The following is a 15,492-nucleotide window of genomic DNA, read 5'->3' as shown; positions in this document are numbered from 1 at the left end:
CCAATAGGATTTCCCAACCAGCACGATATAGCGCCGACGCGTTGCGCTGGGCTGGAAGGCGCGCATCGATCGTCCGCCGATGAAGCGGCATCGAAGACCAAGAAAAACGAAGCACAGACCAAGAGGCCACTGTCCCAAAGTCAGACTTTCCCGCGCTTTTAGTTCCTGCAGGCATAACTACAGAAATCTATATGGATGGAGACATGAGAAAATTTTTTAAGGCCCTGCGTGCGCCCCTTCTCGGAGTAGGCCTGATTTGCTGCCTGAGCGAGTTTGCTTGCGCAGATGCGCTGACCGACCCGAGCACCTCCGTTGCGCAGCAAACTCAGAATCAGCCAAGCCCGCCCAGCAAGCAACTCCAGCAGGCGCCGGCGACACCTTCGAACAAAATCGCGCCTCTCACGGCGCCGGACTTGAAGTCAGGGGAACAGATTGGTGCGCAGCCCGTTTCGTGGAACGACACTTATATCGGCTATCGCTACGGCAGCGACTTTCACTACCCGGGTATCCCCGATAAGGTCGCGCAGAACATTGGCTATCTCACGACGATCGGGGGTTTCAAGTGGGGCACCTACGCGTTCAACGTCGATTACCTCGTCTCGAACTCGGCCAATCCCGAAGCGGGCGGCCCGTCGTCCGGTGGCGCGCAAGAGGTCTATAGCGTCGGCCGGGTCGAACTGAGCGCCGAAAAGATTCTCGGGCATCAGGTCGGCATCGGCTTCATTCGCGATTTCGGCTTGACCGGCGGCTACGAATTCGGGGTCAAGAATGATGCGTATGCCGAACGCGCCCGGATGCTGGTGCTCGGTCCGACGATCGAGTTCGCGTTGCCGCGAGGGTTCTGGAACCTCACGGCCGGCCTTCGCACCGAGAGCAACCATAACGGCATTTCCGGTGTGGATGTGCATTTTCATACCGCGTGGCACTTCGAAAGCTCGTGGCTCTTTCCGTTCCGGGTAGGCCCGCTTCCGCTGGTATTCCGTGGGTTCGCTAGCGTGACCGGGCCGAAAGGCAAAGACGGATTCGGCGTCGATACGACAACGGAATTCCTTGCCCGCGCGTCGCTACTAGCCGACCTTGGTTCGTTCATCAATCATCCGCGGACCGTGTATGCCGGCTTGGGTTACGAGTACTGGTATCACATGTACGGTACGCCGACCCATGCGGCGGTCGGAACGATAACGTCAGTACCCATGGTGGTAGCCGAGATCCATTTCTGATCGATCTCACTGACGCTGCAACTCGTCTCATGGCAACTCCTCGGATTGCCATGAGCATTGCAGCCAGCCGATTCGCGCGACGCAGATAGGTGGTCATGTCCTCCTCAATCGTGTATCCCCTGATGTTGCCGTGACTTCTATCAACGACACGGTGCAATTCTCCTTCGCCTCGCTGCACTTCCAAACACCCCGCGTCGCTGCCTCGACATCCCGGACTCGCTTGTCGGGAACGTCGGATATCGCCAGCAAATCGTCCCATCTTGAGAGGATTCAATGACATCCAATCGACCGATCAGGTCAGGCGGCGAGAACCCCTGGAGCATTCTGGTGCTTCTCGCGGTCGGGCTGCTGATTTCCTTTGTCGACCGCACGAGCCTGTCGTCGGCACTAGCCGACAAGCATTTCGTTCACGAATTTTCCCTAACGACTATCGAGCGCGGCTGGCTCAACTCAGCGGTCTTCTGGTCCTATGGCCTGGTTCAAATGCCGATGGGCTGGTTAGTGGATCGCTATGGCGTGAAATGGCCTTACACGATCTGCTTTGTGCTCTGGTGTCTGGCAGCGGCCGCGACCGGAATGGTGACGACGCTGCCGGCGCTCGTCATCATGCGTCTCTTGATTGGGGTGGCCGAATCGGTCGCGGTTCCGGCGACCTACCGCTACCTCGCGAACAACTTCAAGGAGACGCAAAAAGGGACTGCGCTCGGCATCTTCTCGATTGGCGGCAAGATGGGACCCGCACTCGGCGCACCGGTCGCGGCCTGGATGATCGTCAACTACTCATGGAAAGCGATGTTCATCGCGACGGGCCTGATCGGCCTGATCTGGCTGGTGCCCTGGTTGACGATGGTCAAGAACGACTATCCGTCAAAAGGGGAACTGGCAACTGCGGTCCACCGCGCCTCCTCAGTGCCACTGAAAAATCTTCTCGTTAGCCCGGTGGTATGGGGCGGCCTGATCAACAATTTCTGCTACAGCTATTTCGCTTTTTATTGCATGACATGGATGCCAGCTTATCTGGTCGAACAGCGTGGCCTGTCTCTTGAGAAGTCTGGACTCTATACGTTCTTCAGCTTCGTCGGCATCGCGTTGATTGCGGTGCTCGCCGGTTGGGGCGCGGACCGGATTATCGCTCGCGGCAACGATGCTGTTGTGGTGCGCAAGTGCTTCATTGTTGCTGGTTTCATGGGTGGCACGACCGTCCTGCTTGGTGCTTACGCGCCTTCGCTTCAAATGGCTCTATTCTGGAATGTTCTATCGCTCTCGCTGCTCGGACTTGTCACTGCAAACACATTGGCGCTTTGCAAACTGACCCTGATCCCCAAACAGGCGGTCGGATTGAACACCGGACTGCAGCAGGTGGCGGCCAGTCTAGCGGGCGGGGTATAGTCCAGTCTCTCCGGCTGGCTGCTCCACGTCGGCGGAAGTTACGAGTGGCCGATGATGGCCATCTTCGTTTTCCTGTTGATCGGTGCGGCGAGCACGCTCGTTCTGCTTCAGCGCAAATGGGCGCCGAAAGTCAACGTATAGGTTCGCACGATCGGGAACAGCCGTCGTGCGCGTAACGCACCGTCATTGCAACGAAGAAGAGAACAGCCGGTCTATGCGCGGCTGTTCTCGTTCGCTCCGTGAATTTCTCGGAGCGAAGGCTAAGGATTCGGAACGTACAACGGCATGGCTTCCTCCCACAGCGTATCCGTGATCGCGTGCTGCTCGCTGCCGTCGGCATTCATTACCCAGTTCTGACCGTCAGGCTGGAAGCTGTTGTCGTACAGCGCGAGTTCGTCCCTGAAACCATACACGCCTGAGCTGTACGCGATGCGGCCATCATAAGTCCATACGGCATGTCCCTGGTTGGCGCCGGGGGTCGTCAGGCGCGTCACGTTCGTGCCGTCCGGTTTGATCGTGTAGACGTCGTAGTGAAATTTGTTCGGATCGGTTGGGTTGACTTCCTTGCGCGTGAACACGATCTTGCTGCCGTCTGGCGACCAGCCGGGAAGGTTGTCCGGCTCGGTCGTCAGGACCGTTGTCTGATGCGTATCGACATCCAGAATTCGCAAGCCCTGCACCTTCGGGCTCCATACGCGATACACGATCTTCTTGCCGTCCGGCGAGTAGCTCGGAAAACCCGCGTTGATCGATCCGTCGGTCAGGAATTCCGCCTTGTTGTCCATACTGCCGTCAGTCTTGATGCGCGCAATCCGGCCGGGACCGGCGCCGCGAGTAAAGAACCAATCGCCGACGCCAAACGCTACCCACTGGCGATCCGGCGACCACGTGGGCTGGAATGCACCGGCCAGGCCCTTCTTGATCATGTCTGGATCCAGGCCGCTATTGATCGGATCGTAGATGCGCCTGTAGCCCGAAAAGTCCGGGTTGATAAGCGCAATGGAAGAGTTGACCGCTTTTTCCGTGTACACCAACTGCTTGCGATCCGCCGAGAGTTGCGCAAACACATCGATGTACCGGTAATTCCAGTTGGGATCGAAGCTGAAGAGCGGCGTGCCGTTCGTGTGGGCGGGGCGCATCGTGATCTTCTCATAGACCATCTGGGTGCCGTCCCATGAATAACGGGGCGAGCGGATACCCGTATTCGCAGTTGCGCGGAAAGCGCCCGCCGTCGTGTAGAGACCTTCGGTCTGTCCGCCCTTCACGTGATAGGCCACGTTGCTGTCCGACAGATACTGGGGGAACACTTTGAAACCGGGCGTCGACGTCAAGGCGGTTCTGGAAAGATCGGAGAGATCCACCGATACGAGTTGCGAGCTGACGCTATTGATCCCTTCGGGACGGTGCGCGCCCCAGGTCGACTCCACGGGCGTTTCGTAAAAGACCACCCGCTTTCCGTCCGGCGACCACGAGGGAGAACCTTCGTCGAAGCCCGCATTGCTGGCGACTTTCTTCCAACCTGACCCGTCCGGCTTGACGATATAGATGCTGCTTTCCTGGGTGCGCTCCCAGCCGACCGGCAGATTGTGACCGCGCCATTCCGAGCCGCTGTCCGAAGACACGGCCAGCCACTTCCCGTCCGGCGACCATGACGGCCGAAAGTAGCTGTGCGGTTTGTCGGCGTCGAATTTGAGATCGCCGGTGACGTTCTTCAACGCGCCCGTCGCGATGTTGAGCGTCCAGATATTGGTCGTGCCGAATTCACTCGCGCCGCGGCGTGAAGAGACGAAAGCAATGAGATCAGGGTCGGTCGGTGAAAAAACAGCGGCATCATCGACGGCGATGTGCGTCGTCAGCTTCTTCAGATCCGTGCCGTCCACTTTGACTCGATAAAGATTCGATTCACCGAGTCCGTCACGCTCCGAAGTGAAGACGATCCACCTGCCGTCTTTCGAGAACGACGCGTGATAATCGAAACCCGGCGTGGGCAGCAACTTGTGCTCGCCCGTCCCGTCCGCGTTCGCCACGTACAGTTCGGAAGTCACCGGGCCAACGCGATTGAGCAGCGCAGTTCCTTCCGTCGCCGCGTGCGTCCCGGATGATATAAAAATCCAGGTGCTCCCTACGACCGAATAAGCCAGGAACTTCCTTGAAAACGATGTGAAATGCACAGCGAAATGCCTCCGTTTATTATGCTTGCTCAAGCGGTTCAGCCTCGATCAAGTGCTTACTGCGGCGCAACTCTCATCCAGGGTTGCCGCGAATTTCCATCGCGGCGACCGCTGCGTATCAGCACGTCCCTTTCCGCTTAGCCCAACGCCCCGGTAACGTCATCGAAGAGCTCATCGACCGACAGACGATGCGGAATGATCTTCTGGTCGAGCGCCCAGTCGATTGCCAACTGCAAGCCTTTGCGATTCGCTTCGACGCCGATCGGCGGAAACACCGCCGGTACCCCTTCGGCCATTTCACGGCTTTGCAAGATCATCCGGTACAACTCACGCACCACGTCCGGACGCTGCTTCGAAATATCCTCGTGCACCACGAACATGTGATTGATCGGCACCACGTTCTCGCGCGCGAACCAGTCCTTTGCCGCGGCCTGCGCGTCAGGCACCAGCGTGCGCACGCGCTCGTCTTTCGGCATATCTTCACCGAGCAGCGCCGCAGCCAGTTCCCCGTCGAGCATCATCTGCGGAATCGACGAACCGGCCGGCAGCCGCTCGCAGTTTTTCGGGTCCTTGTATTCGGCCAGGTGACCGTCGCCCAGCGTCATCCACTGCACTTGGTCCAGATCGACGCCGTATTCGTGGCGCAAAATCCCGCGAATCCATAGCGCCGTGGTCTGCGTGTAGGTCCGAACGCCGACCTTTTTTCCCTCGATATCTTTCGGGTCGAGATGACCGAAGTCGATGTTGTAGCCCGCGCAGTGATGCTGAAAACGTCCCGAGATCGGCGTGGGCAGCAATACGTAGGGCTTGCCGTATGCTTTTGCCTGCAAGAACGTAACGATCGCGAGTTCGCCCGCGTCGAATCTGTTCTCGCGCACCATCGCCTTGAAGCCATTGTGTGCGGGCGTCGGGCCGCAAAAGTCGAGTTTGACGATGTCCGACGTCACGCGTCCGTCCTTCATCGCTTTTGTGACCGCGTAATCGGCCAGGTTGGTGCGCAGCGTCGGCGCACCGGTGAGGGTCGTGGTCATTGTGTTCTTCCTGTATGCCTGAATTGAGTTACAGCCTCACCTCGATGAGACTCGGCCCCGACTCCTTTACCGAGTCGGCCATGGCCTTGTAAAAACCCTGCGCGGTATCGACTGCCACAGCGGGCACGCCCATGCCTTTCGCCATCGCCAGCCAGTCGATTCGCGGCCGGTCGATATCGATCATCGCAAGCGCTCGCTCGCCTGGTGCGCCCGCGCCCATGTTCGCGTATTCGGCCTTCAGGATCGCGTAGCTGTTGTTGGCGAAGATGATCGTCGTGACGTTCAGGTTCTCGCGGGCCTGCGTCCACAGCGACTGGATCGTGTACATGGCGCTGCCGTCGCCGACCATACAGAAAACGCGCCGCTCAGGGCACGCGAGCGCTGCACCCGTTGCGACCGGCGTGCCATAGCCGATCGATCCACCCATGTTGTTGATCAGATCGTGGGGCGCGGCGCCCACCGTCAGCCCCATCGTCTCGCGGCCGGTAGTGAGCGATTCGTCGACGAGAATGCAGTTTTCCGGCAACGCGGCAGCCAGCGCCTGGGCAATGCTCGCAGGATTCAGCGCGCCAGTGGGCGGCGTTGCATCCCCCCTCGCCTGCAGGACTGCGGACGTGCCCGTTGCACCCACCGCTTCGAGCAGCATTTCGAGCCCGGCCTCGCCGTCCTCGCCGAGTTCCACCAACTCATGCACGCTCGTGCCGGGTGACTTGAGAAGGCTCGGCTTGTCCGGATAGCTGAAGAAAGCGATAGGCTCGGTGGTCTCCACCGTCACGATGTGTTTGAATTCCTTCAGATACTCGATGGCCTGGTCAACCGCATACGGAATGCGCTCAAGCGTGACCCGGCCCGCGCCGCGTTCGATCCGCGCGCTGAAAAACTGCGTCGCGATGCGGCAGCCGGTTGCCACCTTGAGCTTGCCTGCCAGTTCGATGGCGCGCCCACGTGTCGAGTGGCCCGCGAGCACGATGAGCGTCGGCTCGCCTGACTTCAACACCTTCGCGATATGTTCCACGCGCGCGCCGCTCGGCGCTTTGGGCGTGTTCGCCGCACGCGGCGGCACGACGGCTGCACCCGCTTCCTGCCACGACGCATCACCCGGCAGGATCAACGTCGCAATCTGGCCGACGTGCTCGCTGGCTTTTTCGATTGCCGTCGCCACGTCCCACGCCACCGCGCGCGATGACTCGACACGCCGCACCCAATGACTCAAAGGCCGTGCGAGTCCCTCGATATCGGACGTGAGCGGCGGATCGTATTTCAGATGCGCGGCCGAATGCTCGCCGACGATATTGACCATGCCCGACGATGCGCGCTTCGCATTGTGGATATTGGCCAGCCCGTTCGCGAGTCCCGGCCCGAGGTGCAGCAGCGTGGACGCGGGCGTGCCCTTCATCCGGTAATAGCCGTCGGCCGCGCCGGTGCATACGCCTTCGAAAAGGCACAGCACGCTACGCATCTTCGGATTTTCCAGCGCCTTCAGGAAGTGCATCTCCGAAGTGCCAGGATTCGCGAAACAAATATCGACGCCCTGCTCCGTGAGCGTCTGAACCAGGCTTTCCGCGCCGTTCATTTAATACCCCGCCATCTCGCGTGCCGCACCGACCACGCCGTAGCTGCGCTGCGGCGCGGACATCAGAAAGCGATAACCTTCCTTCACCAGTCGATCGTGGTTTTTCGCCGTGGTGTGCGGATTGCCGACGACCACGTTGTGCTTGTGACACGTCTCGACGATCTGGCGCATCGCGTCGAGCACCTCGGGATGGTCGTACTGGCGCGGCAGGCCGAGTTGCTGGCTCAAGTCGCCTTCGCCAATCAAGATCAAACCGACGCCGGGGACATTCGACAGGATGTCGTCGAGATTCTCGATCGCCTCCGTGCTCTCGCACATCAGGCCGACCAGAATTTCGCCATCCGGTGCGAGCGGCCACACATCCGCCTTTTTGTAGTAGTCGGCCATGCTCAAGCCCCAGTAGCGCGCGGCGGTCGCGGGTCCGTCGCCCCGCGCGCCCTTCGGCTCGTACAGCGGCGCGTTCCTGGGGCGCGCGTAACGACACGACGCCACCGCGTTGTACGCCTGCTCCACGGTCGCCACGTGAGGCCACACCACGCCGTACGCCCCGCGATCGAGCACCTGCTTGGCGAACGCCTGGTTCATCTCCGCGCCGTTAGCGGGGATACGTGCGATCGGAGTTACCCGGGGTGCAACGGAGCCCGCGTCGGCGATCTGCTTGCGGCTCAGCATGTATTGCAGTGCATCGCCAAGCGCCGAGACGTCGTAAGGGTTGTGTTCCATTTCGAACACGATGCCGTCGTACGGCGCGTCGCTCATCTCGATGGCGTTCTGCTTGTCCAGTTTGGAGAACGCGGTGTAAGCGGTCTTGCCGGATTCAAACGCGCGGATGATGCTGTTGAGGCGGGTATCGCTCATAGTCTTTCTCTCTCGTCGATCGGATGTGCAAGGCCGGGTCAGTCGGCCGCTTTCCAGTACATGAAGCCCATGCCTTCGCCGGTCCCGGCGGCTGTCCGCCAGCAGGGAACGTAGTCCACCAGCGTCATTTCGGCGCCCGTTTCCTGCACGGCCTTCATCACGCTGACGTAGAGTTTGATTTCGGAAGTCCCCGACTGATATGACCGGTCGTCCACCGCTGCGAGGCCGTCGTAGTCGTACGCGGACAACATTTTCATGATGCTTTGGTCGAATTCCTCGTCGTTGACGAAGTGGGACAGACCACCCGACGCAAAGATGCCGACGCGCACGTCGTCAGGCCATGCATTGATCGCATCGCGCAAGACACGGCCGAACTCGATACAACGCGACATGGACGGCTGGGTCGGTGGATAGAAGCAGTTCATGATGACCGGCACATGCGGGGGCGGGTTGTCGCCCATGATCTGGTGATACACAAAGCTATAGGCGTGCGGCACGACCGGATAATCCGGCAACGGTTTCATCCAGACGTTGTCGGGCCATGCGAACAGATCGGTCAGGTCGAAATTCTCGCGCTGGAAGTGCTCGATGAGGTACTTCGCGAGCTTCGGATGGCACCGGTGAGTAACGTGGTGGTCCGGTGCATAGACGGGACGCTGGGGCGGGCCGTTGTGGACTTCCTCACCGCTATAGATGGCGATCGACGGCGAGAAGTCGGTGAAGATCTCCTTCTGGTCCTTGCCCAGAATGATCGCGACATCGACGTTGGCTTCGCGGTAGGCGGCGGCCATTTGATCGAGCGCCGTACGGCAGCGCGCGGCGCGCGCGGTACGTTCTTCAATGGTCAGGAATTGCTCGAAGGCGGCTTCGCGATGCGCTTCGAGCTCGGGGTAAGTCCACGTCCGGTTGCGAAACCACAATTCCGGATTGTTGCGATCACGCTCGCCGTTCTTCAGCCAGTCCTCCGGCGCTTGACCGAGCATCCCGCTATGCGGCACGGCCATCCCGAATACGATCTTTGCCATTTCTTGTTTCTCAGTAAATTAACGTGTTCGACAAAGCGACTTAGCCTGCTCGTCGTAATTTCTAGGCTCGCCGCAGCGAACCCTGGGTTTCAGCGACCTTCGGGGCCCATTCGGGGCGGAACATGATCATCGTGGTCACTGCGCCGATCACCAGGAAAACGAGGATCACGAGCATCGGCAGGTTGAAGTTGCCGCTGACGTGGAGCAGCCAGCCCGACAGGCTCGCCGCCACACCGCCCGCGAGACTCGTGGCGACCTGCTGCACGCCGGTGACAAGGCCAATGACCTGTTTGGGAATCAGCGTCAACCGGGACAGCACCAGGTTATTGGCCGTAGCCAGGCCGAGCAGCGACAGTGAAAGTACGTTCCAGAACAAGGCCATTTCGAGGGTACTGGCGTAAGCGCCCAGCAAAACCGTGCAGCCGCCCGCGAATCCCGCAATGGTGAAAGCCTTGCGTACCAGAATCGGGTTGCCGCCTCGCGCGATGATCCTGTCCGCTGCCCAGCCCGCGACCGCCGCGACTATTGCAATTCCGGCGAAGCTGAAGAAAGTAAAAAGTCCAGATCGCGAAATCGACAGGCCGCGCTGCTCGACCAGATAGGCCGGCATCCATGTCATGCAGAAGAACGTGAAGTAGCCGTAGCAGAAGTTGGTGATCATTCCTCCCCAGACGACGGGGCTGGAAAGAATGCTGCCCAGCCCGACCGTGCGTGCGCTGCGGTTGACTGCCGCGAGTTCCGTGCGGCTCGGCAGATCGCTGCGGACCAGCAGCAACCACGGTAGCAGCCAGAGGAGGCCCGTCAGACCAGTGACGGTGAACATGACCTGCCACGAATAGTTGACGATGAACCACGCTGCGACCGGCGCACCGAGCGCGGGACCGAACTTGTTGCCCATCGCCAGAATGCCGACAGCAAGACCGTTCTGGCTTTCGTCGAAGTTGTTGCGGATCCACCGGTAACTCGCCGGAATCACGATGGCTTCAGCGATGCCGATCACGAGACGCAACACAACCAGACTCGCCAGCGCCGTCACCGCTCCCATGAGCGCTGTAGCGATGCACCACAGCGCAAAGCTGATCGCATACGGCCACTTCACGCCGTAGCGGTCCGCTACCCAGCCCATCGGCACCTGGAACACGCCATACGACCAGAAGAAGGCCGCATTGATCCAGCCTCGATCTACGTTCGTCAGCGCAAAATGCCGGACGAAAGCAGCGTCCGCGAGCGTCGAAGATATGCTGGTGCGATCGACGAACGAAATCAACACACCGAGCGCAAGGAGCGCGAGGACCGCCCAGCGGCTCGCAATCCCCGGTCGTCCAGGTTTTTTTGTCTCCATATGCCGATTTCTCTGTAGTTGATTCAATCCTGCTGCCGGTCACCCGAACGCCTGACGGCCGGGTGACCGGTTTGGATGCAACGGAAATTCAGGCCAGTGCCGGATACAGCTTAAGCGCTGTCTTGCCGAATACCCAGTCGCGGTCGTCTGCGCTCAAGCATGCGAGCCCTGCTTGCGCAGTGGCGAGAATTTCCGCCAGCGTGCCCGGCGACGTCGGGTAGTTCGAGCCCCACGCCATCCTTTGTGCGCCAAACGCTTCGACGACGCGCGGAAAAAACGTATCGGCGTTCGCCTTTTCCTTTTTCACATCACCGAAGATGCGGGGCGTCAGCTTCATGTAGATGTTCGATAGCGGCGCCAGATCGAACAGGCTTTGCGCCTTTGCATAGGGCGCGCCGTCAGCGACTTCCGGACGACCGAGGTGATCCAGAATGATGTTCACGTTCGGGAAGCGTCTCGCCAGCGCAGCCACTTGCGGCAGACCGATCGGACCGGTCTGGATACACATCGGCAAGCCGAGTTCGCCACACAGTTCCCATGCGGGAAACGCGCGTGGATCATCGAGTTCGCTCGGGTCGAACTCCTTCGTGCTACCGCCAGTAAAGAGCCGCAGCCCGGCCAGACCACGCTCGAACCATGCACGGATCTTGGCCGGTGCATCCGGCTCCAGCACGTCGACGGAACCGACCGCGACCAGGCGATCGCTGTATTGCGCGCAACCGTCGACAACATAGCTGTTGTCGAAACCGTAGGTGGTCGACGAGTGGACAACTGCCGCCTTGGCGACGCCGGACGCGTCCATCGATTCGATCAGCGTTTCGACGGTCGTGGGACGCTCTTTCGACCACTCCGAGCGCTTGCCGAACAACGGCGCTGGCGGATAGCGCGTCTCGTCGCCGGAAATGATATGCGGGTGAATATCAACGATTGTCATGATGTCTTTGTGCCTGTCAAATTGCATGCGGCCAACGCCGCCATCATTTACCGCGTGCTTTGAGACGCGCGTCGAGACGCGGATAAACGCGGCGTGCATTGCCTTCGAAAATCTTGTAGCGATCTTCGTCGGACAGCGCTTCGCAAGCGTCGATATAGCGCTTCGTGTCGTCGAAGTACTGACCCGTGGCCGGGTCCTTGCCACGCACGGCGCCGATCATTTCCGAGCCGAACAGCACGTTATCCGCGGGAATGACTTTGGTTAGCAGTTCAACTCCCGGCTTGTGGTACACGCAGGAATCGAAAAAGATGTTGTTCAAGAGCCCTTCTAGCGGCCGCTCGCGCATCTCCAGCGACATGCCGCGGTAACGTCCCCAGTGGTACGGCACCGCACCGCCGCCATGCGGAATAACCAGACGCAGCGTCGGGAAGTCCTTGAACAGATCCGATTGCAGGATCTGCATGAAAACCGATGTATCTGCATTCAGATAATGTGCGCCTGTTCCGTGGAAACACGGGTTGCACGACGCGGCGACGTGGATCATCGCGGGAACGTCGAGATCGACCAGCGCTTCGTAGAGCGGATACCACTCGCGATCGGTCACCGGCGTGCCGGTCCAATAGCCGCCGCTCGGATCGGGATTCAGGTTGCAGCCAACGAAGCCCAGTTCCTCGACGCACCGGCGCAACTCGGCGATGCTGTTTGCAGGCGCCACACCCGGCGATTGCGGCAACTGGCAAACCGGCGCGAAGTTATCCGGATACAGTTCCGTCACGCGATACACGAGGTCATTCGATACCGTGGCCCATTGCAGGCTCGTGCGTTCGTTGCCCAGGTGGTGGCTCATCAGGCCGGCGATCGGCGAAAAGAGCGTCAGGTCGCTGCCGCGCTCGCGTTGCAATTTCAACTGACCGTTGCCGATGGCTTCGCGGATTTCGTCGTCGCTGACGAAAGCGCCTGCAACCGGCGGAGCGTTGGCTGGATCGTTGGCAAATTCAACCTGTTTCGCGCGCCAGGCGCGGAACGAAGCGGGAACGGTCGTGAAATGCCCGTGGCAATCGATAATCATGTTGTCTCCTGTCGAGTCAGCTTGCCAGCGGGTCCACGAACAGCTCGCCGATAGACATGCGGCGCGGCGTCAAACTTTGCTTGAACGCCGTGGCCTCCAGCGTCTCGATCGTCTTCAGGTTTTCTTGGAGACCGTACGGCAGCGGGTCGTGACCAACGATCTTGCGCAATTCGATGTACTTCTTGTCGCTCACGGCCGTCGCTTCGCCAGCGTCCAGGCGTGCCAACCACTCCTTCTTCGCCTGCGCGAAAGCGTCGTAGATCGACTTTGCGATCCACGGGTGCTCAGCCAGGACCGAATCCTTGACGACGATGGTGCCGTGCATCGGATAGACGCCCGTTCGCGCGTAGTACTCGGTTTCCAGTTCGGTCGCATTCGGCAGCAGATCCGGATAGTTCGCTTCGACTTCCTTCCAGCCGCCTGTCGGCGCGCCCGTGCGGCCGATGCCCGCAGCGGCGGCAAAACCCGCCGACAACTCGCCCGACGCCATCATGTCCGCGAGCGAGCGGCCTTCCGGAGCGTGGATCACGTTGGACGGCAGCTTGAGCTGAGTGACGTGCTCTTCGTCGTCGACCACCCAGGTCACTTTCGACGAATCCAGGCCGAACTCGTCGATGAGCACCTGGCGGGTCCAAACACCGGTGGTCACCGAGTAAGCGCGCACGCCGACCTTCTTGCCTTCCAGGTCCTTCGGGCTATTGATGCCGGCGTCCGGACGGATCAGCAGGCCGCCATGATGGAAACGGCGGACGACAAATATCGGCAGACCGACAAAGGGCGCGCCGTATGCGCGAGCGATCATATAAGTCGTCGGCGCCAGTTCGCACACGTCGAATTCGACGTCGCGGACCATCCGGCGGAACGCGCCGATTTGCGGCTGGACCGTGACGAACTCGGCGTCCACGCCCTCGATGGGAATGGCGCCGCTTCGAATGGCAGACGTGTGCGGGTGCTCGGCGATCGCAATCTTGAGCGGAACTTTCTTGGTCAACATCCTCTCCTGTGGATAAGACGTCGCGGGCAATCGATGGATGAATCATCGACGCTTACGGACTGTCTCGGCACAGTCAGAATATTTGAGCGGGGCCTGCAGGTCCCTAGACAAAAGTGACATTCAACGGCACTTTTTTCGGCGGCCGTGCGGGAACTGGCGGCCTTGCGCGTGACGGCGTCACGCCTCGTCGAACTGCGCGCACGTGCGCCATGTCCTATCGCGATGGACGCGTCGTATCAGCGCACGCCTTGCCGACTTATCGTTTTTCGCATTCGATTTACTTATGGCGTCGCTGCCAAAGGGTTAGACGCTGCCGTCCCGGGCGATTCCGTCTCGGTAGGCGCGACCGCCGCTTTCCCGCGTGTCTCCGGCGTTTGCTCGGATTTACAACCGGTGCTTGTAATGGATCGTATGCAAACCTGCTGGTTTACCCATGGTTACGACTAAAACTACTTTGGAATATGTTTGCACTCCAACGAAGAATGGGCTGTTTGGCCGGAGAGGAAAAAACGTGAAACAAGAATCCCTTGCCGCATTGGCGTTCAGACCCAGGCTACAGACGAAGCCGACCACGGTTCCGAAGGTCCGGCTCTATGTTGACCGCCCCGAACAAAAGAACTGGTTCGTGCATGTCGGACATGTTACCGATCGGGGCCGCTGGCGGACGGAGCCGCACGCCCATCCGGCGTACGGTCAGGTGATTTTCGTCCAGGCCGGGCGCGGCAGAATGAATCTCGAGGGCAAGAGCGTCCCGTTCGAAGGACCGTGCGCGTTATTGTTGCCGCCGGAGTGCGTGCATGGGCTCGACTATGAGATCGACGTCGAAAGATGGGTGGTGACGATCGAAATTTCGTATCTGACCCAGATCAACGCCAAGCTTCATGAGTTCATTGCGCTCTGGGCGTCGCCCAGGGCAATACCGCTGGCGGCCTCTACAGAAGCGGGACCTCAATGCTTCGATTTGATCAAAGGTCTGAAGTGGGAGATCGAGTCCGACGCCCTGGGACATGTGGTCGGCGCCGAAGCACGGCTGACTAGTCTGCTCTTAATGCTGGTACGCGAGACGTGTTCGCAGCAAGCCGTCACCGACGACGTCACCCGCAACGATATTCACAAAGTCGAAAAGTTCAGAAAGCTGATTGACGAGCATTTCAGGGACAATCTGCCGCTGCACGAATACGCGTCGATGATGGGGATATCGTTAGTGCAACTGCGCAGCGCCTGCGCCTCGGCTTCCGATCAGAGCCCGACGAAGATGATCCATATGCGCATCATCACTGAAGCAAAGCGTGATCTTATTTTCGGCAATATGTCGGTCGAGCAAATTGCATTTGGCCTTGGCTTTACGGATGCGTCTTACTTTACGCGTTTCTTTCGAAGAGAAATGAATCAGACGCCGGGCCAGTTTCGCATCGCAGCGCGACGCCAGACATCCGTTGAAGCTGCGTCGCAGTAGACGGCTTTTACAAGCTGTACTATCTGAACGAGTGCGCGGGTGTCCCGCTGCTAGTCGTTCGGGTACGACGTTTGCATGGGTGAAAATGGCCACAGTGCAATTGGAGAAAAAAAATGTCCTGCTTAAACCTGCGTGCCGTTACGTCAACATTTGCCGCCACCGTTTGCCTGATCGTTGCAACGCCGGCGATCAGCCAGTCGACAGCTAATCCGCCGACCGGACCCTCCGCACAGGCGTCACCCACGAGCACGCAAGCGGAAGCATCCACACCGACCTCGGCTCAAAAAAAGGCGGCCCGCAAAGCGAACCGTCAGAAAAAGAACGCCGAATTGAGCAAGCTGGAAAAGAACGGCTACAACCCCGCGAACGACGATTCTAACTATCCCACCAATATTCAAAACGCAGAAAAAAAGGCGGCCGGTCAATAAGC

The 15,492-nt window shown here is 59.7% G+C and carries 13 protein-coding genes; 4 read left to right on the top strand and 9 right to left on the bottom strand.

Going from position 1 to position 15,492, the window contains the following annotated elements:
- Positions 1–203: 203 nt before the first annotated feature.
- Positions 204–1,220: a hypothetical protein gene (locus AC3D25_RS18280; RefSeq protein ID WP_488889881.1), complete on the top strand. Its 1,017-nt coding sequence runs from the start codon at positions 204–206 to the stop codon at positions 1,218–1,220.
- Between the two features lie 273 nt (positions 1,221–1,493).
- Positions 1,494–2,609, top strand: coding sequence for an MFS transporter (locus AC3D25_RS18275; protein WP_488889880.1), 1,116 nt, complete (start codon positions 1,494–1,496; stop codon positions 2,607–2,609).
- Between the two features lie 260 nt (positions 2,610–2,869).
- Here AC3D25_RS18275 and AC3D25_RS18270 read toward each other — a convergent pair whose 3' ends face one another.
- The 9 genes from AC3D25_RS18270 to AC3D25_RS18230 form a co-directional block, all read right to left on the bottom strand.
- Complete coding sequence (locus AC3D25_RS18270) at positions 2,870–4,654, bottom strand: hypothetical protein (protein ID WP_488889879.1); 1,785 nt, start codon at positions 4,652–4,654, stop codon at positions 2,870–2,872.
- Between the two features lie 263 nt (positions 4,655–4,917).
- A complete protein-coding gene (locus AC3D25_RS18265) occupies positions 4,918–5,811 on the bottom strand; it encodes a substrate-binding domain-containing protein (protein WP_488889878.1) in 894 nt (297 codons plus the stop codon).
- A gap of 28 nt (positions 5,812–5,839) precedes the next feature.
- The gene (locus AC3D25_RS18260; RefSeq protein WP_488889877.1) at positions 5,840–7,384 is read right to left on the bottom strand and encodes an acetolactate synthase large subunit; all 1,545 of its coding nucleotides are present in this window, start codon (positions 7,382–7,384) and stop codon (positions 5,840–5,842) included.
- Positions 7,385–8,242, bottom strand: a complete 858-nt coding sequence (locus AC3D25_RS18255) for an HpcH/HpaI aldolase family protein (RefSeq protein WP_488889876.1) — start codon at positions 8,240–8,242, stop codon at positions 7,385–7,387.
- 38 nt (positions 8,243–8,280) lie between these two features.
- Complete coding sequence (locus tag AC3D25_RS18250; protein ID WP_488889875.1) at positions 8,281–9,267, bottom strand: DODA-type extradiol aromatic ring-opening family dioxygenase; 987 nt, start codon at positions 9,265–9,267, stop codon at positions 8,281–8,283.
- Between the two features lie 61 nt (positions 9,268–9,328).
- A complete protein-coding gene (locus tag AC3D25_RS18245) occupies positions 9,329–10,609 on the bottom strand; it encodes an MFS transporter (RefSeq protein WP_488889874.1) in 1,281 nt (426 codons plus the stop codon).
- A gap of 88 nt (positions 10,610–10,697) precedes the next feature.
- Complete coding sequence (locus tag AC3D25_RS18240) at positions 10,698–11,543, bottom strand: amidohydrolase family protein (protein ID WP_488889873.1); 846 nt, start codon at positions 11,541–11,543, stop codon at positions 10,698–10,700.
- A 43-nt stretch (positions 11,544–11,586) separates the two neighbouring features.
- Entirely contained in the window at positions 11,587–12,612 is a 1,026-nt protein-coding gene (locus tag AC3D25_RS18235; protein ID WP_488889872.1) for an amidohydrolase family protein, read from the bottom strand.
- Between the two features lie 16 nt (positions 12,613–12,628).
- Positions 12,629–13,606, bottom strand: coding sequence for an ABC transporter substrate-binding protein (locus tag AC3D25_RS18230; RefSeq protein ID WP_488889871.1), 978 nt, complete (start codon positions 13,604–13,606; stop codon positions 12,629–12,631).
- A gap of 511 nt (positions 13,607–14,117) precedes the next feature.
- Between AC3D25_RS18230 and AC3D25_RS18225 the strand changes: the two genes are divergently transcribed.
- The gene (locus AC3D25_RS18225; RefSeq protein WP_488889870.1) at positions 14,118–15,062 is read left to right on the top strand and encodes an AraC family transcriptional regulator; all 945 of its coding nucleotides are present in this window, start codon (positions 14,118–14,120) and stop codon (positions 15,060–15,062) included.
- A 113-nt stretch (positions 15,063–15,175) separates the two neighbouring features.
- Positions 15,176–15,490, top strand: coding sequence for a DUF4148 domain-containing protein (locus tag AC3D25_RS18220; RefSeq protein WP_488889869.1), 315 nt, complete (start codon positions 15,176–15,178; stop codon positions 15,488–15,490).
- Positions 15,491–15,492 lie beyond the last annotated feature (2 nt).

Source organism: Caballeronia sp. SL1002, assembly GCF_057814995.1.
Note: the sequence above shows the minus strand (reverse complement) of the source record. Positions and strands in the feature narration are given on the sequence as shown.

Coding starts and splice junctions, on each gene's coding strand:
- AC3D25_RS18280 (WP_488889881.1), top strand. CDS start 204: ATGAGAAAATTTTTTAAGGCCCTGCGTGCGCCCCTTCTCGGAGTAGGC.
- AC3D25_RS18275 (WP_488889880.1), top strand. CDS start 1,494: ATGACATCCAATCGACCGATCAGGTCAGGCGGCGAGAACCCCTGGAGC.
- AC3D25_RS18265 (WP_488889878.1), bottom strand. CDS start 5,811: ATGACCACGACCCTCACCGGTGCGCCGACGCTGCGCACCAACCTGGCC.
- AC3D25_RS18260 (WP_488889877.1), bottom strand. CDS start 7,384: ATGAACGGCGCGGAAAGCCTGGTTCAGACGCTCACGGAGCAGGGCGTC.
- AC3D25_RS18255 (WP_488889876.1), bottom strand. CDS start 8,242: ATGAGCGATACCCGCCTCAACAGCATCATCCGCGCGTTTGAATCCGGC.
- AC3D25_RS18250 (WP_488889875.1), bottom strand. CDS start 9,267: ATGGCAAAGATCGTATTCGGGATGGCCGTGCCGCATAGCGGGATGCTC.
- AC3D25_RS18245 (WP_488889874.1), bottom strand. CDS start 10,609: ATGGAGACAAAAAAACCTGGACGACCGGGGATTGCGAGCCGCTGGGCG.
- AC3D25_RS18240 (WP_488889873.1), bottom strand. CDS start 11,543: ATGACAATCGTTGATATTCACCCGCATATCATTTCCGGCGACGAGACG.
- AC3D25_RS18235 (WP_488889872.1), bottom strand. CDS start 12,612: ATGATTATCGATTGCCACGGGCATTTCACGACCGTTCCCGCTTCGTTC.
- AC3D25_RS18230 (WP_488889871.1), bottom strand. CDS start 13,606: ATGTTGACCAAGAAAGTTCCGCTCAAGATTGCGATCGCCGAGCACCCG.
- AC3D25_RS18220 (WP_488889869.1), top strand. CDS start 15,176: ATGTCCTGCTTAAACCTGCGTGCCGTTACGTCAACATTTGCCGCCACC.